The sequence below is a fragment of the Streptomyces narbonensis genome (assembly GCF_014649015.1).
Taxonomy (GTDB): Bacteria; Actinomycetota; Actinomycetes; order Streptomycetales; family Streptomycetaceae; genus Streptomyces; species Streptomyces narbonensis.
Genome location: NZ_BMSF01000005.1, coordinates 114,899 through 138,075 on the forward strand (window position 1 = coordinate 114,899; position 23,177 = coordinate 138,075).

The following is a 23,177-nucleotide window of genomic DNA, read 5'->3' on the forward strand; positions in this document are numbered from 1 at the left end:
CGCCCCGCGACTGGAATGCTCCGTTTCGGGGTCTTGGCAACGTCAGTGCAATGTGAAATATTACTGACGTGCCCACGAGAAAACCCTCGGATGTCATCGTCGTCGGCGCCGGCGTCGTCGGCGCGGCCTGCGCCTACTACGCCGCCCAAGCCGGCCTCTCCGTCACCGTCGTCGACCGCGGTTCCGTCGCGGGCGGGACGACGGGAGCCGGCGAGGGAAACCTCCTGGTCTCCGACAAGGAGCCGGGCCCGGAGCTCGAACTCGCCCTCCTCGCCAACACCCTGTGGCGGGAGCTGGCGGACGTGCTCCCGCCGCACGTCGAGTACGAGGCCAAGGGAGGCCTCGTGGTCGCCTCCGGCGAGTCGGGGATGCGCGCCCTGCGCGACTTCGCGGCCCGCCAGGAGAAGGCGGGCGTCACCGCCCAGGAGGTCCCGGGGGACCGGCTCCATGATCTGGAGCCCCACCTCGCTCCTGGCCTTGCCGGAGGATTCCTCTATCCGCAGGACTCCCAGGTGATGCCCGCCCACGCCGCGGCCCAGCTGCTGCGCGCCGCCGGAGACCGCGTCCGGCTCTGTCTGGGCGAGGAGGTCACCGGCCTCCTCACCGGCGGCGCCGGCGAGATTCGCGGGGTGCGGACCGCGGCCGGCGAGCTCCACGCCCCGTACGTGGTCAACGCCGCCGGCACGTGGGGCGGCGCCCTCGCCGAACTCGCGGGCGTCCACCTCCCCGTGCTGCCCCGCAGGGGCTTCGTCCTCGTCACCGAACCGCTGCCGCGCGTGGTGCGCCACAAGGTGTACGCCGCCGACTACGTGGCCGACGTGGCCAGCGGCTCGGCCGCCCTCCAGACCTCGGCGGTCGTCGAGGGCACCCCGGCGGGGCCGGTCCTCATCGGCGCCAGCCGGGAGCGCGTCGGCTTCGACCGCACCCTCTCCGTCGAGGTCCTGCGCCGACTCGCCGCCGGGGCGACCTCGCTCTTCCCGGTCCTCGGCACCGTACGGGCCATGCGGACCTATCCGGGCTTCCGGCCGTATCTGCCGGACCACCTGCCCGCGATCGGACCCGACCCGCGCGTGCACGGGCTGCTGCACGCCTGCGGCCACGAAGGGGCGGGCATCGGCCTCGCGCCGGTGACCGGACAGATCATCGCCCTCTGCCTGACGAACGGCGAACTGCCCCTCGACATCTCCCCGTTCCGCCCGGACCGGTTCGGCACCCCTGAACCCGCGCCGGCACCCGATCCCGGCTCCGCACCCGATCCCGGCTCCGCACCCGACCCCGGCTCCGCACCCGACCCGGCACTCTGACGCGCGCCCGAACCGCGACCGCCGTCACCGTCACCGTCACCGTCACCTTCACGAGAGGAGGGCCCGTGGCCCGCACGCCCGCCGACCTGGTCGGGGCACAGCCCGATCCGCCGTTCGAGATCACCTTCGACGGCCGGAGCGTCACCGCCCTGCCCGGCCAGACCGTCGCCGCCGCCCTCTGGGGGGCCGGCATCCTGGCCTGGCGCACCACCCGGGAAGGAGGGCGGCCGCGCGGCGCGTTCTGCGGCATCGGCCAGTGCTACGACTGCCTCGCAACCGTCAACGGCGAGCCCAACCGGCGCGCCTGCCTGGTCCCCGCCCGCCCCGGCGACGCGATCACCACCCAGGAAGGGCACGGCCATGACCGCCTCGCCGTCTGAACCGTACGACCTGGCGGTCGTCGGCGCGGGTTCCGCGGGGCTCGCCGGAGCCGTCACCGCCTCCGAACTCGGGCTCTCCGTCGCCCTGTTGGACTCCTCCACCCAGTCCGGCGGGCAGTTCTACCGGCACCCCGCGCCCGCCCTCGGCGCGGTGCGCCCCGAAGCCCTGCACCACGACTGGTCCGCCTTCTCCGACCTGCGGCGCAGACTCGGAGCGAGCACGGTCGACCACCTGACGGGGCACCACGTGTGGTCCTTCATAAGGGAGTCCGGTGGGTCCGGTGGGTCCGGTGGGTCCGGCGAGCCCGAGGAGTCCGGTGGGTCCGGCGCCGACGGCGAGAGCTGGACGGTCCACGCGATCACCGGCGCCGACGGCACCGAGGAGCGGCCCGTCCGGATCAGGGCCCGGGCGCTGCTCCTCGCCACCGGCGCGTACGAGCGCCAACTCCCCTTCCCGGGCTGGACCCTGCCCGGTGTCGTCGGCGCCGGAGGGGCGCAGGCCATGCTCAAGTCCGGGCTCGTGCTGCCCGGGCGGCGCATCGTCGTGGCCGGCAGCGGCCCTCTGCTGCTCGCCGTCGCCTCCTCGCTCGCCGCGGCGGGCGCCCGGGTCCCGGCCGTGGTCGAGGCCGCGGGGTATCTGCGGTACGCCCGCAGCCCCCGAGCTCTCGCGACCAATCCGGCGAAGGCCGCCGAAGCCCTGGTGCACGGGGCCGCACTGCTCAGGCACCGTGTGCGGGTGCTGCCCCGCAGTGCGGTCACCGAGGTCCACGGCACCGACCGGGTGGAGGCCGTCACGGTCAGCCGCCTGGACGGCGACTGGACGCCCGTACCGGGGACGGGTCGCAGGATCGCCTGCGACGCGCTCGCCGTCGGGCACGGCCTCGTGCCCCAGATCGAACTGGCCACGGCCGTCGGCTGCGCCACCCGTGCGCTGCCCGACGGGACCCTGGGGCTCGCCCTGAGCGAGTTCCAGGAGACCTCCGTGGCCGGCCTGTGGGCGGCGGGTGAGACCGGCGGCGTGGGAGGCGCCGGACTCGCCCGCACCGAGGGCGAGCTGGCGGGCCGGGCGATCGCCGCCCGGCTGCGCGGCCGCCGCGCCGATCCGGCCCCGGACCGGGGCGTGCGCCCGGGCCGGGTCGGCGAACTCCGGCGTCGCCGCGACCGGATGCGGGCCTTCGCGGACGTCATGTCCGCGGCCCACGCACCGGGCCCGGGCTGGCCCGCGTGGCTGGAGGACGAGACGGACGTGTGCCGCTGCGAGGAGGTGACCGCGGGGCGGGTGCGCGAGGCGGTCACCGACCTCGGGGCGCGGGACGCGCGGACCGTCAAGCTCCTCACGCGAGCCGGCATGGGCTGGTGCCAGGGTCGGATGTGCGGCACGGCCGTGGCGTGCCTCGCGGCGCGCGACGGAGCCCCCGAGCCGCCCGCGGAGCGGCGCCCGTTCGCCGTCCCCGTACCTCTCGCGACGCTCGCCGCGCTGGACGAGCCGACAGTCGAGCAGACTCCCTAGGGGGTGTCTTGCCGATCAGGCCGGGCTCGCGGGGTCTGGCACCGCGCTCCCCCGTAGCCCTTCGGGCACGGGAGGTACCCCCACGCCGCGTTGTCGTCACTCGCCATGGTCCCCCGTAGCCCTTCGGGCACGGGAGGTTCCCCCACCGCCATGACTCCCTCCTCCGCCTTGCGATGCACGGCACCAGACCCCGCTCCCTGATCCGACCTGATCGGCAAGACACCCCCTAGAACCACAGGGGAGGCCCACGAGGGCCTCTCTTCTTTCGCCTCTATAAAATGTCACACACTACAGAAAGGTCGTCGACATGACCGCCACCACCTGGAACACCGACCGACCCTGGCGCGGCATCATGGTCGCCACCACCCTGCCCTTCCGCGACGACCTGTCGGTCGACCACGACGCGTACGCGGAGCACGTGGCCTGGCTCATCGCCAACGGCTGCGACGGTGTCGTCCCCAACGGTTCGCTCGGCGAGTACCAGACCCTGACCGACGCGGAGCGCGCCCAGGTCGTCCGCACCGCCGTCGCCGCCGCCGGCGACGGGGCGCGGGTCATGCCGGGCGTCGCCGCCTACGGCAGCGCCGAGTCCCGCCGCTGGGCCGAGCAGGCCGCCGAGGCCGGAGCCGGATCCGTCCTGCTCCTGCCGCCCAACGCCTACCGTGCCGAACCGGCCGCCGTGCGCGCCCACTACAGCGAGGTCGCCAAGGCCGGCGTCCCGATCGTCGCCTACAACAACCCCATCGACACCAAGGTCGACCTCACCCCCGACCTGCTGGCCCGCCTGCACCGCGACGGCAGCATCGTCGCCGTCAAGGAGTTCAGCGGCGACGTCCGCAGGGCGTACGAGATCGGCGAGCTCGCCCCGGAGCTGGACCTCCTGATCGGCGCCGACGACGTCCTCCTGGAGCTCGCCGTCGCGGGCGCGGTCGGCTGGATCGCCGGCTACCCCAACGCCTTCCCCACGAGCTGCGCCGAGCTCTACCACGCGGCCGTCGCGGGCGACCTGGCCACCGCCGTGCCGCTCTACAAGTCCCTGCACTCCCTCCTGCGCTGGGACTCGAAGACCGAGTTCGTCCAGTCCATCAAGCTGTCCATGGACATCGCCGGCCGTCGGGGCGGACCGACCCGCGCCCCGCGCCACCCGCTGACCGGCGCGATCGAGGCGGGAGTGCGGACCGCCACCGAGAAGGCCGTCGCCGACGGCCACCGCTGACCGACGCCTGGGCCGAGACCTGGTCCGCCACTCAGACCGAGACCGAGGCCGAGAGCGAGACCGGGACCGAGACCGAGGCCGAGAGCGAGACCGCGACCGGGACCGAGATGGTACGGGTCGTCGAGCCGGTCACCCCCGCCCGCCTCGCCCCCGTCCCGACAGCCCTCGGCCCGGCGAGGCCCGACCCGGACCCCCGGCACCGCGCACCACCTCCTCCCTCCACCCGGACGACCCCTTCCCCGGAGGCTTCCTCCTGTGACCGACACGCTCCCCACCGTCATCTCCCGCAACCCGGCCGACCCGGCCGACGTCCTCCTGCGGATCCCGGCACCCGGTGCCTTCACCGCGGTCGACACCGTCGAGCGCGCCCGCGCCGCGCAGCCCGGCTGGCTGCTCGCCGGGGCCGCCGCCCGCTCTGCCGCCCTCGCCGCAGTCGCCGCCGCCGTCGAGGCCGCGGCCGACGAACTGGCCGCGCTCGCCGTACGCGAGGTGGGCAAGCCGCTCGCCGAGGCCAGGGCCGAGGTCGCCCGTACCGCCGCCATCTGGCGCTACTACGCCCAGGCGCCCTTCGAGGCCACCGGAGCGGTCCACGAGACCGCGGCGGGCCCCGGACTGCTCCTGACCCGCCGCCGCCCGCACGGGGTGGCCGGGCTCATCACCCCCTGGAACTTCCCCTTCGCCATCCCGACCTGGAAGGCCGCGCCGGCGCTCGCCACCGGGAACACGGTCGTCCTCAAGCCCGCCCCCGAAGCCACGGCGTGCGCCCAGAGGCTGGGCGAGATCGTCCAAGGGGCCCTGCCCGAGGCGGTGTTCACCGTGCTGCCCGGCGGTGCGACGGAGGGCAACGCACTCGTCTCCGCCGCCGACGTCGTGTCCTTCACCGGCTCCACCCCCGTCGGCCAGGCCGTCGCCCGGGCCGCGACAGCCCGGGGCATCCCGGTGCAGGCGGAGATGGGCGGCCTCAACGCGGCACTCGTCCTGCCGGACGCGGACATCGAACAGGCCGCCGCCCACATCGCCGCCGCCATCGCCGGGTACGCGGGCCAGAAATGCACCGCCACCAGCCGGGTCATCGCGGTCGGCGCCGCGCTCGACCCGCTGCGCGAGGCGCTCTCCGAAGCGCTGCGGGCCATCCCCGTCGGCGACCCCGCCGACCCGGCCACCGTGTGCGGGCCCCTCATCCACGAGCACGCCCGCGACCAGGTCGGCGAGGCCGGCAGGGGGCTCTCCGTCCTGGCCGGCGGCACCGTGCCCGACCGGTCCGGCTGGTTCGCGGCCCCGACCCTGGTGGAGAAGGTCCCCCCGGGGCACCGGCTGCTGCGCGAAGAGGTCTTCGGCCCCGTGGCGTCCCTGCTCGCCGCGGAGGACCTGGCCCACGCGATCCGGATCACCAACTCCGTACCGTACGGTCTGGTCACCTCGGTCCACACCGCCGACCTGAACACCGCGCTGACCGGCCTCGACCTCCTCGACACCGGCATGATCCGGCTCAACGCCCCCTCCACCGGGGTCGACTTCCACCTGCCCTTCGGCGGCTCAAAGGCGTCCAGCCACGGACCGCGCGAGCAGGGCCGGGCAGCCCTCGACTTCTACACGTCGAGCCGGACCTACACGCTGGCACCCGCAGGCTCCGCGGCGTGACATCGTACGGTGGTGATGTCAACCGGAACGAAGGGATCACCACCGTCATGGGGCACCTGACCCAGCGCGACCTGAACGCCTCCCGGGAGCGGCTGCGCGACCAGGTCGCCCATGCCCTGCGAGCCGCCCTGATCTCCGGCGAGCTCCGCCCCGGGGTGGTGTACTCGGCGCCGACCCTCGCCGAGGACTTCGGGATCTCCGCCACCCCGGTCCGCGAGGCGATGCTCGACCTGGCCCGTGAAGGCCTGGTCGAGCCCGTCCGCAACAAGGGCTTCCGGGTCACCGAGGTCGACGAGCGCGACCTCGACCAGTACACCGAGATCCGCGCGCTCATCGAGATCCCGACGGTCGGCAGGATCACCCGGATCGCCGCCCGAGAGGACCTGGAGGCGCTGCGACCCGTCGCCGAGGACATCGTGCGCGCCGCCCGCGAGCACGACCTCATCGGCTATCTGGAGGCCGACCGGCTGTTCCACCTCACACTGCTCGGCCTCGCGGGCAACGAACGGCTCGTCGAGACCGTCGGCGACCTGCGCAAGCGGTCCCGGCTGTACGGGCTCACCGCCCTGGACAAGAGCGGCGACCTCGTCCCGTCCGCCGAGGAGCACCTGGAGCTGCTCGACCTGATGCTCGCCGGCGACGCCAAGGGCGCGGAGAAATGCATGACCCGCCACCTCGGCCACGTCCGCTCCCTCTGGGCCAAGGGCGACCGCGCGACCGGGAAGTAGCGGCACCGGCCGACGGCCGGACTGTGGCTCCTCTCGACGGACGGACGACGGTCGCCCGTTGATGCAATGTCACATCCGACCGGCCATCCACGGCCGTGGAAGGAAGCCATGAACCCCGCGTACGCGACCGTCGACCACACCTTCACCGTCCCCCTGGACCACCAGACGCCCGACGGCCCCACCATCGAGGTCTTCGCCCGGGAGGTCGCCGACCCGGCCCGCGCCGGCGAGCAACTTCCCTGGCTGCTCTACCTCCAGGGCGGACCGGGCGGCAAGTCGCCCCGCCCGTCGGCCGGTTCGCCCGGCTGGCTGGCGCAGGCGCTGAAGACCCACCGCGTGCTGCTCCTCGACCAGCGCGGCACCGGGCGCTCCACCCCGGTCACCGCCAAGTCCGCCGCCCGCTTCGCCTCACCCGAGCGCCTCGCCGGCCACCTCGCCCACTTCCGGGCCGACGCGATCGTCGCCGACGCCGAGCTGATCCGCCGCGAACTCTGCGGCGACGCCCCCTGGGAGACCCTCGGCCAGAGCTACGGCGGCTTCATCACCCTCACCTACCTCTCCCAGGCACCCGAGGGGCTGCGCGCCTGCTACGTCACCGGCGGCCTCCCCGGCCTCACCGCCACCGCCGACGACGTGTACGCCCACACCTACCCGCGCGTCCGCGACCGCGTCCTCGACCTCTACGCCCGCTACCCCGAGGACGCCCCCCGCCTCCGGAAGATCGCCGACCTCCTCGCGGCCGAGGACGTCCGCCTCCCGAACGGCGACCGCCTCACCCCGCACCGCCTGCGCACCCTCGGACTCGCGCTCGGCATGGGCGACGGCTTCGAGCGCGTCCACTGGCTGCTCGACGAAGCCCTCGGCGAGGGCGGCGAGTTGAGCGACACCTTCCTCCACCAGGTGATGACCCTGACCGGCTTCACCGACAACCCGCTCTTCGCCGTCATGCAGGAATCGCTGTACGGACAGGGGGCGGGCCCGACGGGCTGGGCGGCCGACCGTGCCCTGGCCGGTTTCCCCGAGTTCGCCGAGGACGCCGACCCCCTCCTGCTCACGGGCGAGATGATGTACCGCTGGATGTTCCGGGAGATCGCGGGGCTGCGCCCCTTCGCCGACGCCGCCGACCTGCTGGCCGCGCGCACCGACTGGCCGCCCCTCTACGACCTCGACCGCCTCGCCGCCAACGAGGTCCCGCTCGCCGCTGTCGTCTACCACGACGACATGTACGTCGACGCGGGCATCTCCCTCGCCACCGCCCGCCGGATCGGCGCCTCCCGCGTCTGGGTCACCAACGAATGGGAACACGACGGCGTCGCCGCCTCCGGTGGTCGGGTCCTCGCCCGCCTGATGAACCTGGCCACCGGCCGCGCCTAGGAGGCCTCCGACCCCGTCCGCCGGACAGGCCTCACGCCTCACCCGCCTCGCAGCCCTCCCGCTCCCGCGTCATGGAGCCGGAGGGCTTTCGCGTACCCCGAGGAGGGTGGCCGGAAACCATCGACAATCCGGTTAAACCTCGCGCGAAGCAAGATCACTGTTTCGGGGTAATGCCCTCGAACTGAGGGGGTGAGCGGGGCTTACCGGCCGTTACTGTTCCCCGGGATCTGGACGAATTCCCAGAGATTGACCCCCTATTTCCCCTTTCACCGGCGGTGTTCCGTACGCCGACCGTGGTCCACCCGAAGGAGACCTCGCCCCGATGACCGTTGAGACCGGCCCGGAAGTGCAGGTGGAGGCGCCCCGGCAGTCCAGCCTGAGCACCGCGGCCGCCCGCAACCTCGCCACCACGACCAAGTCCACCCCGCAGATGCAGGAGATCTCCTCCCGCTGGCTGCTCCGGATGCTCCCCTGGGTGGAGACGAAGGGCGGCGCCTACCGGGTGAACCGCCGACTGAGCTACACCGTCGGCGACGGCCGCATCGAGTTCGTCCAGGACGGCTCCCGCGTCCGCGTGATCCCCCAGGAACTCGGCGAACTGGCCCTGCTGCGCGGCTTCGACGACATCGAGGTGCTCACCGCGATCGCCGACCGCTGCGTCCAGCGCGACTTCCGCGCCGGCGAGGTGCTGGCCGAGCGCGGCACCCCGGCCCAGCAGATCCACCTGGTCGCCCACGGCCGGATCAACCAGACCTCCGTCGGCAAGTACGGCGACGAGGTCGCGGTCTCCGTCCTCGCCGACGGCGACCGCCTCGGCGAGAACGCCCTCCTGGACGTCGATGCCAAGTGGGACTACACCGCCACCGCCGAGACCGCCGGCACCCTGCTCACCCTGTCCCGCGCCGACTTCGCCTCGATCGCGGACTCCGCACCCGCCCTCCGGGCGCACCTCGAAGCGTTCCGCTCGCTTCCCCAGCAGCGGCAGAACCGTCACGGCGAGGCCGAGATCGCGATGTCCGCCGGCCATGTCGGCGAGGTCGCACTGCCGGGCGCCTTCGTGGACTACGAGCTCAAGCCGCGCGAGTACGAACTCTCCGTCGCCCAGACCGTCCTCAAGGTCCACACCCGGGTCGCCGACCTCTACAACGGCCCGATGAACCAGACGGAGCAGCAGCTCAAGCTCACCATCGAGGCCCTGCGCGAGCGCCAGGAGCACGAGCTCATCAACCACCCGGAGTTCGGCCTCCTCCACAACGCCGACTTCAAGCAGCGGATCCAGCCCCACTCGGGCCCGCCCACCCCGGACGACCTCGACGAGCTGCTCACCCGCCGTCGCGGCACCAAGCTCTTCCTCGCGCACCCCCGGACGATCGCGGCGATCGGCCGCGAGTGGAACCGGGCCGGGCTCTACCCGGACACGGTCCTCCTCGACGGGCACCAGGTCCCGTCCTGGCGAGGGGTCCCGATCCTGCCCTGCAACAAGATCCCCATCAGCAAGGAGAACACCAGCTCGATCCTGGCCATGCGCCTGGGCGAGGACAACCAGGGTGTCATCGGCCTCCGCCAGACCGGCCTGCCGGAGGAGTACGAGCCGGGCCTGTCCGTGCGGTTCATGGGCATCAGCGAGCAGGCGATCATGTCGTACCTGGTCACCACGTACTACTCCGCCGCGATCCTCGTGCCCAACGCGCTCGGCATCCTGGAGAACGTGCAGATCGCCCGCTGGCGCTGACCCGCACCCGTCCGGCCGACATCACGGCCCGGCCCCCTCCGGGCCGGGCGACCACGCCCGGGATCCGGGACGAACCACCCCACCCCCTCAAGGAGTCACGGATGCCCGAGCCCGGGCTTTCCCCTCTGCAGTCGAGCCTGCCCACCGCAGCGGCCCACTTCGGGTCCCACGTCCTCGGTCTGGCCGGTTCCGTCGGCGTCGAGGCCGCCGACGCCGCGCCGTCCACCCTCCCCGTTCCCGCGGAGGTCGCGGAGCCGGGCCCCGCACCGGTGCCGGAGCCGGTTCCCGACCTCGGCCGGGTCCTCCGCGGGCCCAGCGGCCTCGGCACGACGGCTGTGAGCCTGTTCCGGCCCGTGGCGCCGCCGGACGTGGAACCGCCGGTCGTGGAACCGCCGGTCGCGGGGGCCCCCGCGGCGCCGGCCGACGCCCTGCACATCCCGGGTCTCTACTACCACCCGGTGGTCGAGCCCGATCCGGTGCGGGTGGAGGAGCTCAGCCGCCGGATCAAGGACTGGGCGATGGACGAGGTGCAGCTGTACCCCGAGGAGTGGGAGGGCCAGTTCGACGGCTTCTCCGTCGGGAAGTACATGGTCGCCTGCCACCCGGACGCCCCGAGCATCGAGCACCTGATGGTCGCCGCGCGGCTGATGGTCGCCGAGAACGCGGTCGACGACTGCTACTGCGAGGACCACGGGGGCTCGCCCGTCGGGCTCGGCGGGCGCCTCCTCCTCGCGCACACCGCCCTCGACCCCCTTCACACGACGGCGGAGTACCAGCCGCGGTGGGCGGAGTCGCTCCACGAGGACGCCCCGCGGCGCTCGTACCGCTCCGCGATGGAGTACTTCGTCCGGCAGGCCACGCCCTCCCAGGCCGACCGGTTCCGCCACGACATGGCCCGCCTCCACCTCGGTTACCTCGCGGAGGGCGCCTGGGCCGAGACCGACCACACCCCCGAGGTGTGGGAGTACCTGGTGATGCGGCAGTTCAACAACTTCCGGCCGTGTCCCACCATCACCGACACCGTCGGTGGCTACGAACTCCCGGCGGACCTGCACGCCCAGCCCGCCATGCAGCGGGTGCTCGCGCTCGCCGGGAACGCCTGCACCATCGTCAACGACCTGTACTCGTACACCAAGGAACTCGCCAGCCCCGGCCGGCACCTGAACCTGCCCGTGGTGCTCGCCGACCGGGAGAACCTCTCGGACCAGGACGGCTACCTGAAGGCGGTCGAGGTCCACAACGACCTCATGCGCGACTTCGAGTCCGAGGCCGCCGCCCTGGCCGCCGCCTGTCCCGTCCCCAGCGTGCTGCGCTTCCTGCGGGGAGTCGCCGTATGGGTCGACGGCAACCACTACTGGCACCAGACCAACACCTTCCGCTACAGCCTGCCCGATTTCTGGTAAGAAATGGAAACCCTTGTGACCAGCACCGAGCTCACCTCCGCCAACGCCACTTCCGCGTTCGTTCCGGCTCCGGCGTCGCCCTACCAGAGCGACATCGCCCGTTACTGGAACCAGGAGGCCAGGCCCGTGAACCTGCGCCTCGGCGACGTCGACGGGCTCTACCACCACCACTACGGCATCGGCGACGTCGACCACGCCGCCCTCGGCGACACCGAGGACAGCGAGTACGAGAAGAAGCTGATCGCCGAGCTGCACCGCCTCGAGTCCGCGCAGGCCGAGGTCCTCCTCGACCACCTCGGCGCCATCACGCGCGACGACACGCTCGTCGACGCCGGCTGCGGGCGTGGCGGTTCGAGCGTCATGGCCCACCAGCGCTTCGGCTGCAAGGTCGAGGGCGTCACCCTCTCCTCCACGCAGGCCGAGTTCGGCAACCGGCGTGCGAAGGAGCTCGGCATCGACGACCACGTCCGTGCCCAGGTCTGCAACATGCTCGACACGCCGTTCGAGAAGGGCAGCATCGCCGCCTCGTGGAACAACGAGTCGAGCATGTACGTCGACCTGGACGACCTCTTCGCCGAGCACTCCCGCTTCCTCAAGGTCGGCGGCCGCTACGTGACCATCACGGGCTGCTGGAACCCGCGATACGGCCAGCCCTCGAAGTGGGTCTCGCAGATCAACGCGCACTTCGAGTGCAACATCCACTCCCGCCGTGAGTACCTCCGCGCCATGGCCGACAACCGGCTCGTCCCGCAGGCGGTCGTCGACCTGACGCCCGCGACCCTGCCCTACTGGGAGCTGCGGGCCACCTCCTCGCTGGTCACCGGGATCGAGGAGGCGTTCATCGAGTCGTACAAGGACGGCTCCTTCCAGTACGTGCTGATCGCGGCCGACCGCGTCTGACCCCGACTCAACCGGAAGGGCCGGGTCCGTCGTCCGACGGGCCCGGCCCTTCGCCCTCCCGGGGTGCCGGGCTTCCAAGGCTCCCAAGGATGCGTTAGGTTAGGCTTGCCTAAGTAACGGCTTGGGTATCTCCTCACCACGCCCTTGGAGAGCTCGGATGCGCCCCTTCAGTACCCCCGTCGCCCAGCCCACCCCCGCGGAACGCGTGCGCTCCATCCTGGCCTCCGCGCACTCGATGACGGTCGTGGCCGACGGACGCCGTCAGGAGGTCCACCTCCTGGACGGGACGGGACCGATGGGTCACCTCCACCTCCACGACCCGTCCGAGGGCGTCCACGACGGCAGCGACGCACGCATCCCCGTACTCCTGGAGCTCACGGACATCGCCCCCACCGCCGTACGCGACCGCGTGCGGGCCCGCGTCACCCTCACCGGGCTGCTGGGCGCGGAGTACACGCACGACGCCGCCGAGAGCACCTGCCTGGAGTTCGGCCAGGCACTCCTCGAAGACGCCGAGGGGCGGACGTACGTCACCCTGGACGCCCTTCACGCGGCGGACGTCGACCCCATCGCCTCCCGCGAGTCGGCCATGCTCACCCACCTCGTCGACAGCCACGCCGAACTCGTCCCACTGCTCCTGCGCCTCGTCCGGCCGCGCCCCGAGCGGGGCGTGCTCCGCGTGCTGCCCGTCGCCCTGGACCGCTACGGGATCACCCTGCGCCTGGAGTACCGCACGGGACATCAGGACGTCCGCCTGCCGTTCCCCACCGCCGTCACGCACATCGACGAGGCCGGCTCCCGGATCCACGCCCTCTTCGCCGCGGCGCGACGCGCCTCCCACCCCAACAGCCTGCTGACCTGACCTGACCTGGCCGGTTCCGTGGACCGCGGGTGGTGAGGTCCTGCCCGAGCTCCGACGTCCCGTCGTGGACCGTCGGGCGGCGGGAGCGCGCTCGCGGGGAGCGGGCGCCCGCCGCCCTCGGGCGGGGCGGCTACTGCACCGCCGGGACCGAGTCCTCGAAGGCCGTGCCCGACGAGCGGTACGCGGCGATCTTGGCCGCCACCTGGGCCGGGGTCAGCACCTGGTCCTTGACGTGCAGGACGTAGTCGACCTTCTGGTCGTAGGCGCGCGGGGTCGTCGAGGTCTGCCCGGCCAGGTCGATCAGCCACTGGTTGAAGTTGATGGACATGGGCCGCTCGGGCAGGTAGCGGGCGTCGTGGCGGCCGAACTCCTGGCCGTCGACGTAGTAGACGATGGAGTTGTCGTCGATCGTCAGGACGAGGTCGTGCCAGCCGGCGTAGCTCGCCCGGACCTCCGAGTGCTGGTTGACGGCCTCCCAGGGGTCGGGCCGGTACGTCTCCCACGACGTCGTGTAGAGGATGTTGGCGGGCTCGCCCCAGCCGCCGTTGGGGAGGTACTCGAAGTCGTACTCGGCGTAGTCGTCGGCCATCGGGGCCTTGAGGTCGTTGATGGTGAAGAAGGTCTGGACGACCCGGTCGCCGTCCGGGCCGGAGTTCGGCGCGTCGGAGAAGTGGACTCGCGCCGCGTAGGTGCCGTTCCTGAACTTCGAGGCGCGGGTGAGGATCTCGGTGTGCCTGGTCGACTCACCCGTGCCGGCGGTCGAACTCCGGAGGTTCATGAGGGAGTTCGTGCCCTCCTTGGCGAAGGTGACGTTCTCGGGGGCCCAGGTGGCGCCGGGCACACCGGGGCCGCCGGAGTTGGAGCGCACGCTCCAGCCGTGGGCGGCGATCGCCGGGTCGGTGTGGCCGGTGTAGTCGAAGTCGTCGAAGAGCGTGGCCCCGGTGGGCGGGGGAGTGGTCGGGTCGGTCGGTGTCGGGGTGGGTTCGTTGCCCGCGGGCGCCGTCCCCCAGACCTGGACTCCGCCGACGGTCGCGGTGACCTTCGACCAGTTGGCGTACGTGGTCTGGGCGGGTCCGAAGGAGTAGTCGTCGTTCTGGTTCAAGGGCTGCCAGTTGGAGCGGTGGAAGCGCAGCTGCATGTCGCCGGTGTCCGCGCCGGGGGCGAGCGAGCCGGCGCCGGCGGTGAAGCCGACCTCCAGATAGCGGTCGGCGGTCGCGGTCGGGCCGGCCAGGGTCCCGAAGGTGCCGGTGAGGTTCGCGCAGCCCTTGACGGCCCAGGAGCAGGCGTAGGTGTACGAGGCGCCCGCCTCGGCCTTGAAGTAGTAGCGCACCTTGACCTGGCTGAGCGGCACGCTCGCCGTACCGGTGTTGACGACCTTGAGCCAGGGCTCGACCTGGTCGCCGCCGGTGGCGCTCTGCCGGTACTGGACGGTGACGGCCTCACCGGCCGCCGCGGCGGGAAGCGCGGTCAGGGCGGTGGCGCCGAGCCCGGTCACCGCGGCGACGGCGAGCGCGGCACGCATCCGCAGGCCGCTCCTGCTCCTCGTGGGGGTACTCATGGTGGTGGTTCCTCTCCTCAGGTGGGGACGGACATGGGTGAGAGACGGCGCGGCACCCCGAGGGCGTCGAGCCGGGTCCTGTGGTGGCGGAGGCGCTCCTGGAAGCCGGGCCAGTCGTGGCGGCCGGTCCAGACGACCTCGGCGAGGGCGCAGAGCCGGGGGAAGGTGAGGTACTCGGCGTGCGCCGCGGTCGGCACGTACTCGGTCCACAGCTGGACCTGGGAACCGAGCACCCGCGCCGATTCCTCGGGGCTCCACTCCGCCGGCGCCGGGTCGTTGCCGTGGACCGTGCGGAGGTCGACGACCTCGCCGGCCTGGCCGGGCGGTTCGGCGGGGCTCGCGGACTGCGGGTAGTCGAGGTAGGTCGTCCGGTGGGGCGCCATGACGACGCGGTGTCCCCGCCGGACGGCGACGCGGCCGTGGTCGGAGTCGCGCCAGGGCATGACGGTGAAGTACGGCGGGAGGTCGGCGCCGTCCTCGGTCCAGCTGAGCGGCTGCCGGCCCGCTTCGAGGAGGTGTGCGCCCATCCGCTCCATGAACCAGCCGTGCAGGGCGTCGGGACCCGGGAGCCCCTCGTCGGCGACCCGCCGGAGCGCGGACGCCGAGGTGTGCCACTCGCTGGTGGGGCACTCCTCGCCGCCGATGTGCACGTACGAGGAGGGGAAGACGTCCATCACCTCGTCCAGGACGGTGCGGCAGAAGTCGAGGGCCTCGTCGTGGACGCCGAGGATCGTGTCGCAGACGCCCCACCGGTCCCAGACCTCATACGTTCGGCCCGGGTGGTTGCCGAGCTCGGGATAGGCCGCGAGGGCGGCGCGGACATGGCCGGGCATCTCGATCTCGGGCACGACGGTGACGCCGCGCTCCGCCGCGTACGCGACGAGCCCGGTGAGCTCGGCCCGGGTGTACGCGCCGCCGTGCGGCACCCCGCCGACCTCGGTGAGCCGGGGGAGCGCGGCGACCGGCATGCGCCAGCCCTGGTCGTCGGTGAGATGGAGGTGCAGGACGTTGAGTTTGTGGAGGGCGAGCAGGTCGACGTACCGGCGGAGATAGGAGACGGGACGGAAGCGGCGGGCGACGTCGAGCATCGAACCGCGCCAGGGGAAGCGGGGGGTGTCGGTGATCTGCACGCAGGGGACGGACCACTCGACGCCGGGCGCCGGGTCGTCGCCGAGGGCGTCGACGGGCAGGAGTTGGCGCAGCGTCTGGACTCCGGAGAGGAGTCCGCGGGGGTGGGCGGCCCGCAGCAGGATCGCTTCGGCGCCGACGGTGAGGCCGTACCCCTCCTCGCCGAGGCCGGTGAGGGCGCTGTCGACGGCGAGGACGACCGAGCCGTCCGGGCGGGTGGGCAGCGGCAGGCCGGTGGCCGGTCCGAGCAGGGTGCGCAGCAGCCGGGCAGCCGGGTCGGCGCCGGGCGAGACCTTCAGCGCGGTCCTCGCGTCGAAGGTGAACCGGCCGGGCAGGGGCGAGAGGTGGGTGGGGTCGGGGACGAGTCGGGGCAGGGGCATCGAGGTGCGTTATCCCTTCACGGCTCCGCCGGTCATTCCGGCGGAGACCCGGCCCTGGAGGACCAGGAAGAGGACGAGTACGGGCAGGGCGAAGAGGGTGGAGGCGGCCATGGTGGCGCCCCAGTCAGTGCCGAAGACGTTGGAGAAGGAGGAGAGCCAGACGGGCAGCGTGCGGTCGTCCTGGTTCTTGATCACGAGCATGTTGGCGAAGGCGAACTCGTTCCAGGCGGTGATGAATCCGAAGAGCGAGGTCGCGAGCAGCCCGGGGGCGAGCAGGGGCAGCGTCACCCGGCGGAAGGCGACGGCCCGTGTGCAGCCGTCGACCTGGGCTGCCTCCTCCAGCTCGGCCGGGACGGCGGCCAGGAAGGAGCGCAGGGTCACGATGGTGAACGGCAGGGTGATCATGAAGTAGATCAGACTCAGCGTCGCCAGCCGGTCGAGCAGGTCGGCGTCCCGGGCGATGACGTACATCGGGATCAACAGCGCCTCCCAGGGCGCGACTTGCGCCAGGAAGACCATCAGGACGAAGCCGCGCCGGCCGCGCCAGCGCATCCGGGCGACGGCGAAGGCGGCGGCGAGCGCCACCACCAGGGCGAGCAGGACGCATCCGGCGGTCACGAGCAGGCTGTTGCGCCAGAAGATCCAGAAGCCGTCCGCCGCCACGGCCTTCCCGAAGTGCTCCAGTGTCACGGAGACGGGAAGGAACCCCGGGGTCTCGGACTGGATGTCGCGGGTCGGGCGGAAGGCGGTGAGGACCATCCAGTACACCGGGAAGACGGCCAGGACGAAGACGACCGCCGCCGCCGTGTTGAGGGGGAGCCGGCGCAGGGAGCGGGAGCGGGAGCGGAGACGGGTACGGGTACGGGAGGGCGGTGTCACCGGTCGGCCTCCTGTCGGAGCAGCTGGCGGAAGTAGAAGACGAGCGCGGCCACGAGGAGGAGGACGGTGAGCGTGGAGACGGCCGCCCCGAGGTCGTAGCGGTGCAGGGACTGGGCGACGCGGTAGGCGTAGACGGGCAGGGTGGTCGTCGCCTCGCCCGGGCCGCCCTTGGTGACGGCCCAGATCTGGGCGAAGCAGCGGAAGACCCAGATGACTTCGAGGCAGAGGACGAGGCCGAAGATCGGGCGGAGGAGGGGCAGCGTGATCGAGCGGAAGATCCTCCCGCCGCCGGCCCCGTCGAGCCGGGCCGACTCGTACAGCTCGTCGGGGACGGTCAGCAGCGCCGAGTGCAGGGTGATCGCGGCGAAGGGGACCGACTGCCAGACCACGAGCAGGACCAGCACGGTGAACGCGGCGGGACCGTCGGCCAGCCACGAGTAGCCCTCGAAGGACTCGAACCCGAGCCGGACGAGCAGCCAGTTGACCACGCCGAGCCGGGAGGCGAAGAGCCACTGGAAGACGGTGGTGGTGGCGATCACGGGGCTGGCCCACGCGAGGACCAGCCCGCTCGTCACGAGGATCCGCATCCGCCGGCCGAGCTTGCGCATCATCAGGGCGATCAGTGTGGCGATCACCATGATCAGGACGACGTTGACGGAGGTCCACCAGAAGGTGCGCCGGACGACCGCCCAGAACTGGGGGTCGGTCAGGACGGTGCGGTAGTTGGCCAAGCCGACGAAGGGGGCGCCGCCGCGGATGAGTTCGCCCATGCCGTACTGCTGGAAGGAGATCAGCAGGTTGCGGACGAGGGGGTATCCGAGGAGGAGTGCGCCGCCGAGGACGGTGGGGGCGACGAGGAGGTACGGCCAGAGGGCCGAGCCTCGGGGGAGGCGTGAGAGGCGCCTTCGTGGTGGGGGCGGCTTCGGCGCCGGACGGAGCTTCGCGCTCGGTCGGCTCGGCGGTGCCGGACGGATCGCCTGCGCTGGGCGGCTCGCCTGCGCTGGACGGCTCGCCTGCGCTGGGCGGCTCGTTGAACCCGGACCGGTCACGAGCCGAGGGTCTTCGTGATGCTCCGGGACGCGGTGACGGCCGCCGTCGCCGGATCGCCGCCCGTCAGCACGGCGGTCATGTACTGCTTGATCGGGTTGGTGGCCTCGACGGCCGCCCACTGCGGGGAGTTGGGTGTGGCCCGGCCCTGGGCCGCCCCGGCGGCCATCGCGGCCGTGCCCGCGTCGCCCTGGATGACCCGGGCGAGCGAGGTGCGGTTGGGGACGTAGCTCATCGTTCTCGCCATGTCCGTCTGCCACTTCTCGCCCGCGAGGGCCGCGACGACCTGGTAGGCGGCCTCCGGGTGGGTCGACGCCTCGGGGACGAGGAGGTCGGAGCCGCCGGTGAAGACCGCGCCGGGCCGGTCCGCCGTCTTGCCGGGCACGGGGAAGAAGCCGAGCTTGCCCTTGAGCGCGGGGTTGATCTCCTCGACGATCTTCGCCCCGCCCGGAACGGCGATGATCTGGGCGATGTCGCCCTTGGCGAAGACCTCGGCCTGCGGGGGCTTCGCCTCGTCGGCGTCCTTCGGACCCTTGCCGAGCGACTGGAGCCGCCGGTAGAAGTCCATGCCGGCGAGGGCCTGCGGCGTGTCGAGCGCGCCCTTCCACGCCGCGCCGTCCTGGACTGCGAGGTCGCCGCCCTCCTCCCAGACGAAGCCGGAGAGGGTGAACCAGTTCTGGCCGGGGAGGTAGATGCCCTGGGTCCTGCCCCGGTTGAGCTTCGCGGTGACGGCGAGCCATTCGGCCTGCGTCTTCGGGGGCGCGGTGACGCCCGCCGCGGCGAAGAGGTCCTTGTGGTAGATCACGACGCGGTTGGCCGCGTACCAGGGGACGCCGTACTGCTTGCCGTCGACCTTGCCCGGTTCGGCGAGCCCGGGGAGCCAGTCGGCGCCGTTCAGCTCGGCCACCTTGTCGCTGAGGTCGCGCACGCCGCCGCTCGCCGCGTACTGCGCGACCTGGGTGTTGCCCACCTCGATGACGTCCGGGGCGTCCTTGCTGGCGAGGGCGGCCGTGACCTTCTCGCCGATGCCGTCCCACTCCTGGATCTGGATGTCGAGCTCGATGTCCTCGTGCTCCGCTTCGAAGTCGGCGCGGAAGCGGGTGAGGAAGGAGTCGGTGACGCTGTCCTTCATGATCCAGACGGTCACCTTCTCCGCTCCGCCGGAGGCGTCCGGGGAGCTCGGCCCGCCACAGGCCGTGGCGGCGAGGACGACGGCCGCCGCGAGGGCGACGGTACGGGGGAGAGTCTGCACGGGCACCTCGATGGCTAGTTGACCAATTGGTTAAGTGGTCAGGTGTGTGCCCAGAAGGTGGCATGGACCAATCGCGCCGTCAATCCCCAGAAAAAGATGTGTTGTTCAGTCGATGACAGGTCAACTCGACGGACTAGTATCCGACTTACCAGTTGACCAGTAGGGGGCGCGGCATGAAGGGCGGCACGGCATGATGGACGACTCCTCCAGCGGGGTGCTGAAGCGGGAGCGCGTACGGGAACACCTCCTGGGCCTGATCGAAGCCGGCGGCCCCGGCGACCCGATCCCGTCCGAGCGCACCCTCTGCGCGACCCTCGGCGTCTCGCGCCCCACCCTGCGTGCGGCGGTCGACGAACTCGTCGCCACGGGCGCGCTGGTGCGGGAGCACGGGCGCGGCATGTTCGTCGCCCCCGCCAAGATCACCCAGCGGCTCGCCCCCGACGACGCGGCCTTCGCCGTCCCGCGGGCCTCCGGCAGCTGGTCCAGCACGGTCCTGGAATCGGCCACGGTCCGGGCCGGCGCCCGCATCGGCCGCAGGCTCCGCCTCTCACCCGCCGCCGAACTGCTCTACATCGCCCGCCTCCGCCTGGTCGACGGCGCGCCCATGGCCATCGAGCACCTGCACATCCCGGCGGACCTGGTCGGCGCCGCCCTCACCCCGGAGGAGCTCGAAGCGGGCGACCTCTACGACCATCTGCGGGAGCACCACCAGGTCCACGTCCAGGAGGCCACGCAGTCGATCGAACCCACCGTCGTCAGCGAGGACGAAGCCGCACTCCTCGACGTCCCCGTCCTCTCGCCCGCGCTGCTGATCGAGCGCCTCACCCTCGACACCGCCGGCCGTCCGGTCGAGTACGTCCACTCGGTGTACCGGGGCGACCGCTACCGCATCGTCTCCCGCCTCGACTTCACGCGTGACGGCCTCGTGACCTCGTCCACCGAGGGAGATGCATACTGACGCCCAACCGACCGAACGAGGGGGAGGACCGGGATGGAGCCGCACGGAGGAGGCAGCGCACAGCCGGACGCGCGGCCCGCGCCCCGGCCGGAGCTCAAGCGCGAGCGCGTACGCGAGCACCTGCTCACCGTCATCGACGCCCGCCGCCCCGGGGACGCCATCCCCTCCGAGCGCACCCTCTGCGCGACCCTCGGCGTCTCCCGTCCCACCCTCCGGGCCGCCGTCGACGAGCTGGTGGCCACGGGCCTGCTGGTGCGGGAGCACGGCCGGGGGATGTTCGTCGCCCCCGCCAAGATCACCCAGGAACTGGTCGCCGAGCAGCACCCGGCCGGCGCGCCCCGCGGCCAGGGCGGCCGGGGCACCTGGACGAGCAGGGTGCTCGGACTCCGCACCGTACGGGCCGGTGCGCGCATCGGCCGCAAGCTCACGCTCTCGCCGGCGGCGGACCTGGTGCACGTGACCCGACTCCGCTACGTCGACGGAGACCCGATCGCCCTGGAGCAGCTGCACGTCCCGGCGGACCTGGTGCCCGGGCTCACCGTCGCCGACATGGAAGGCGGCTTCTACGCCCATCTGCGCGAGAGGTGCGGCATCCGCACGGCCCACGCGGTCCAGTCCATCGAACCGACGGTGCTGAGCGAGGAGGAGGCGGCCCTGCTCGACGTACCGGTCCTCTCACCCGCGCTGCTCTTCGACCGGATCACCTCCGACACGGGCGGCAGACCGGTCGAGTACGTCCGCTCCCTCTACCGCGGCGACCGCTACCGCATCGTCTCCAGGCTCGCTCTCCGCGAGGGAGCGGCCGACCATCCGGCGGCGGACGCCGGGCCCGCCGGGGCATGGTGGGGGACGGTGGAGTGACCTGAGGGCCGGGTGCGAAGGGGTGTCGGGACCCGGGTCGGCACCCCACCCGCCGACTCGGGCAGGATGGCGCCATGGGGACCGGACAAGGGCATACGAGGGCTGAACTGGGCGCGCTGCTGGACCGGGCGGGCCTGGAGACCGTGGGGGAGTGGGGCCCGGAGAACGTCCTCACACCCGCGGCGGCCTGGCGGCCCGTGATCTCGTACCACACCGTGCCGACCGCCACCGTCCGCGACGACCGGCCCGACCTCGTCCCGGCGCTCAACGCGCAGTGGCACCGCCTCGCGCGCGAGCACGGAATCTTCGACGACGAGGGCGAGTTCCTCGTCCACGTCGCGAACAGCGACAGCTGGGTCAGGGTTCGCCTCGGCCCCTCCTGGGACCTCGCGGGCGTCCTCGGTGACCGCCCTGGGCAGCCCGAGTTCGTCACCCTCTCCGTGGACGGGGACGCGCTGCTCGGAGTGACCAGCGAGGAGTACGAGGTCTGGCTCGTCGCCGTCACGGGATTCGGGGAACGGCGAGAGGAGGCGGCGCGGGCGGCGGCGCGGGAGACCTCCGAGGAGCGCGAGGCCGCGTGGGAACAGCTGCGCAACGCCCGGCTCCGGCCCACGAGGCTGCTGTGGGGGACGTGGGTGGAGTGGCTCGGCTTCAACGACGCCGCGAGCGACGAGGTGCTGACCCGACTGCTCGACCTCGGCATCGACTCCTTCCTGCACCGCACATCGTCCGCCACGGTCCTCGACGCCGCCGTCGCGCACCCGGACCCGCGGGTCCGTCATGCGCTCACCGAGCGCCGGCGGTCCCTGTCCCCGGAGCACTGGACCGCCCTGGTCCTGGGCGAGGAGAGCCCGGCCCGCCGCGCTCTGCTCGTCGAGACGGCCGCCGCCAGGGGCGGCCTGACGGAGGAGGGACACGAGCGGATCGCCACCGACCCGTCCCCCCTCGTCCGCGCGGAAGCCGCCCGGACCCCCGGCCTTCCGCCGCACCTCCTGACGGTCCTCGCCGCCGACCCGGACCCGGCGGTGCGGGCCGCCGCCGGGGGCGGTGGCGAGGACCGGCCGCACCCGGGGCCGATCGACAGGGCCGCCCACCAGGCCCTGGCCGCGCACGACGACCCGCACACCCGACAGACCCTGGCTGCCGATCCGCACGCTCACCCCGAGGTGCTCGCCCTCCTCGCCGCCGACGAGAACGCGGACGTACGACGGACCCTCGCCGCTCATCCCCGTCTGACGGCCGACGCCCTCGCCGCGCTCCTGGCGGACGAGGACGAGCCGGTACGGCGGGCGGTGTCCGTCCATCCCGCGCTCTCCGAGGAGCAGCGCGCGGCCTGCCTGCCCGGCATCGACCTCGACGGGATGCGATACGACGTGCCGTGGGTACGCGACCTCCACGGAGACCCGGCGGCGATGCGCCGGCTCGCCTCCTCCTGCCACCCGCTGCTGCGCGGCACCGTCGCCCGGGCCCGACACCTCCCGCCGGACGTCGTCGAACGTCTCGCGCGGGACGAGGACAGGGTCGTACGCCTCTTCCTCGCGGAGTCCTGCGACGACGCGCCGGCCGACATGCTGCTGGAGGTCTGGCAGTGGTGGAACGGCAGCTTCAGTGCCCCCGGCCGCCCCCGGACCCACCCCAACTTCCCGCGCGTGGGCCTGCTTCCGTACGCGACCGACCCGCACCCGCGCCTGCGCCAACTGGCTTTGGACGACCCCGAATCCACCCCCGAGCTGGTGGAGCGGTTCAGTCGGGACGAAGACGGCGAGGTCCGGCTCCGGGCCGCCACCGACCCCCGGCTCTCGGCGGCCTCGGCGTTCCGCCTGCTCGACGACGGGAGCGCCGCGGTCCGGCAGGCGGCGGCCCGGCACCCCGCCCTGCCCGCGGGCGCCTTGGTCCGCGCGCTGCGCGACCGCGAGCTCATGCGGGACGCCACCATGAACCCGGCGCTGCCGGATTCGTTGATGCACTGGATGATCGACACCGCGGTTGCCGGGCTGGAGGAACGGCGGCCGTGACGGACCACGGCGCGGGACGCGACGCACAGCGGCCGACACCGGCACAGGA

Annotated in this window: 19 protein-coding genes; 14 read left to right on the top strand and 5 right to left on the bottom strand. The window is 72.7% G+C overall.

The genetic code is table 11. From position 1 onward, the window contains the following. The first annotated feature begins 68 nt into the window (after positions 1-68). The 11 genes from IE124_RS11225 (at position 69) to IE124_RS11275 (ending at position 13,050) form a co-directional block, all read left to right on the top strand. Positions 69-1,304: an NAD(P)/FAD-dependent oxidoreductase gene (locus IE124_RS11225; RefSeq protein WP_189507425.1), complete on the top strand. Its 1,236-nt coding sequence runs from the start codon at positions 69-71 to the stop codon at positions 1,302-1,304. A gap of 65 nt (positions 1,305-1,369) precedes the next feature. Next, positions 1,370-1,684 (top strand): (2Fe-2S)-binding protein, encoded by a 315-nt coding sequence (locus IE124_RS11230; RefSeq protein ID WP_055645314.1) that lies wholly within the window; start codon positions 1,370-1,372, stop codon positions 1,682-1,684. Beyond that, complete coding sequence (locus IE124_RS11235) at positions 1,665-3,194, top strand: NAD(P)/FAD-dependent oxidoreductase (protein WP_189507427.1); 1,530 nt, start codon at positions 1,665-1,667, stop codon at positions 3,192-3,194. The genes IE124_RS11230 and IE124_RS11235 overlap by 20 nt, the downstream gene beginning before the upstream one ends. 307 nt (positions 3,195-3,501) lie before the next feature. Then, on the top strand, positions 3,502-4,410 hold the full coding sequence (locus tag IE124_RS11240) for a dihydrodipicolinate synthase family protein (RefSeq protein WP_189507429.1): 909 nt from the start codon (positions 3,502-3,504) through the stop codon (positions 4,408-4,410). Positions 4,411-4,665: 255 nt separating this feature from the next. Continuing rightward, a complete protein-coding gene (locus IE124_RS11245; RefSeq protein WP_189507431.1) occupies positions 4,666-6,051 on the top strand; it encodes an aldehyde dehydrogenase family protein in 1,386 nt (461 codons plus the stop codon). Positions 6,052-6,098: 47 nt separating this feature from the next. Beyond that, positions 6,099-6,779, top strand: coding sequence for a GntR family transcriptional regulator (locus IE124_RS11250; protein ID WP_189507804.1), 681 nt, complete (start codon positions 6,099-6,101; stop codon positions 6,777-6,779). Between the two features lie 108 nt (positions 6,780-6,887). Continuing rightward, the gene (locus IE124_RS11255; protein WP_189507433.1) at positions 6,888-8,153 is read left to right on the top strand and encodes an alpha/beta fold hydrolase; all 1,266 of its coding nucleotides are present in this window, start codon (positions 6,888-6,890) and stop codon (positions 8,151-8,153) included. A 322-nt stretch (positions 8,154-8,475) separates the two neighbouring features. Further along, complete coding sequence (locus IE124_RS11260; RefSeq protein ID WP_189507435.1) at positions 8,476-9,885, top strand: family 2B encapsulin nanocompartment shell protein; 1,410 nt, start codon at positions 8,476-8,478, stop codon at positions 9,883-9,885. 101 nt (positions 9,886-9,986) lie between these two features. After that, positions 9,987-11,288, top strand: a complete 1,302-nt coding sequence (locus tag IE124_RS11265) for a family 2 encapsulin nanocompartment cargo protein terpene cyclase (protein WP_189507437.1) — start codon at positions 9,987-9,989, stop codon at positions 11,286-11,288. A 3-nt stretch (positions 11,289-11,291) separates the two neighbouring features. Continuing rightward, positions 11,292-12,188, top strand: coding sequence for a geranyl diphosphate 2-C-methyltransferase (locus tag IE124_RS11270; RefSeq protein WP_189507440.1), 897 nt, complete (start codon positions 11,292-11,294; stop codon positions 12,186-12,188). Between the two features lie 157 nt (positions 12,189-12,345). Beyond that, positions 12,346-13,050, top strand: a complete 705-nt coding sequence (locus IE124_RS11275) for a DUF2470 domain-containing protein (RefSeq protein WP_189507441.1) — start codon at positions 12,346-12,348, stop codon at positions 13,048-13,050. 130 nt (positions 13,051-13,180) lie between these two features. Here IE124_RS11275 and IE124_RS11280 read toward each other — a convergent pair whose 3' ends face one another. The 5 genes from IE124_RS11280 to IE124_RS11300 all read right to left on the bottom strand — a co-directional run bounded on the left by IE124_RS11280 (position 13,181) and on the right by IE124_RS11300 (position 19,300). Continuing rightward, positions 13,181-14,608, bottom strand: coding sequence for a cellulose binding domain-containing protein (locus tag IE124_RS11280; protein WP_189507442.1), 1,428 nt, complete (start codon positions 14,606-14,608; stop codon positions 13,181-13,183). 17 nt (positions 14,609-14,625) lie between these two features. Continuing rightward, positions 14,626-16,116 (bottom strand): beta-N-acetylhexosaminidase, encoded by a 1,491-nt coding sequence (locus IE124_RS11285; protein WP_189507443.1) that lies wholly within the window; start codon positions 16,114-16,116, stop codon positions 14,626-14,628. A 9-nt stretch (positions 16,117-16,125) separates the two neighbouring features. Beyond that, entirely contained in the window at positions 16,126-16,995 is an 870-nt protein-coding gene (locus IE124_RS11290; protein ID WP_229832368.1) for a carbohydrate ABC transporter permease, read from the bottom strand. Continuing rightward, complete coding sequence (locus tag IE124_RS11295; protein ID WP_189507805.1) at positions 16,992-17,969, bottom strand: carbohydrate ABC transporter permease; 978 nt, start codon at positions 17,967-17,969, stop codon at positions 16,992-16,994. Before IE124_RS11295 ends, IE124_RS11290 begins: the two co-directional genes overlap by 4 nt. 71 nt (positions 17,970-18,040) lie before the next feature. After that, positions 18,041-19,300, bottom strand: coding sequence for an extracellular solute-binding protein (locus tag IE124_RS11300; protein WP_189507444.1), 1,260 nt, complete (start codon positions 19,298-19,300; stop codon positions 18,041-18,043). A gap of 184 nt (positions 19,301-19,484) precedes the next feature. On the opposite strand from IE124_RS11300, the gene IE124_RS11305 reads away from it, so the two are divergent. The 3 genes from IE124_RS11305 (at position 19,485) to IE124_RS11315 (ending at position 23,128) form a co-directional block, all read left to right on the top strand. Then, positions 19,485-20,252 carry a GntR family transcriptional regulator gene (locus IE124_RS11305; protein WP_189507445.1) on the top strand — a complete coding sequence of 256 codons (768 nt, stop codon included), beginning with the start codon at positions 19,485-19,487 and terminating at the stop codon, positions 20,250-20,252. 33 nt (positions 20,253-20,285) lie between these two features. After that, on the top strand, positions 20,286-21,113 hold the full coding sequence (locus tag IE124_RS11310; protein ID WP_189507446.1) for a GntR family transcriptional regulator: 828 nt from the start codon (positions 20,286-20,288) through the stop codon (positions 21,111-21,113). A 74-nt stretch (positions 21,114-21,187) separates the two neighbouring features. Then, the gene (locus IE124_RS11315) at positions 21,188-23,128 is read left to right on the top strand and encodes a PE-PGRS family protein (RefSeq protein ID WP_189507448.1); all 1,941 of its coding nucleotides are present in this window, start codon (positions 21,188-21,190) and stop codon (positions 23,126-23,128) included. The last annotated feature ends 49 nt before the right edge of the window (positions 23,129-23,177 follow it).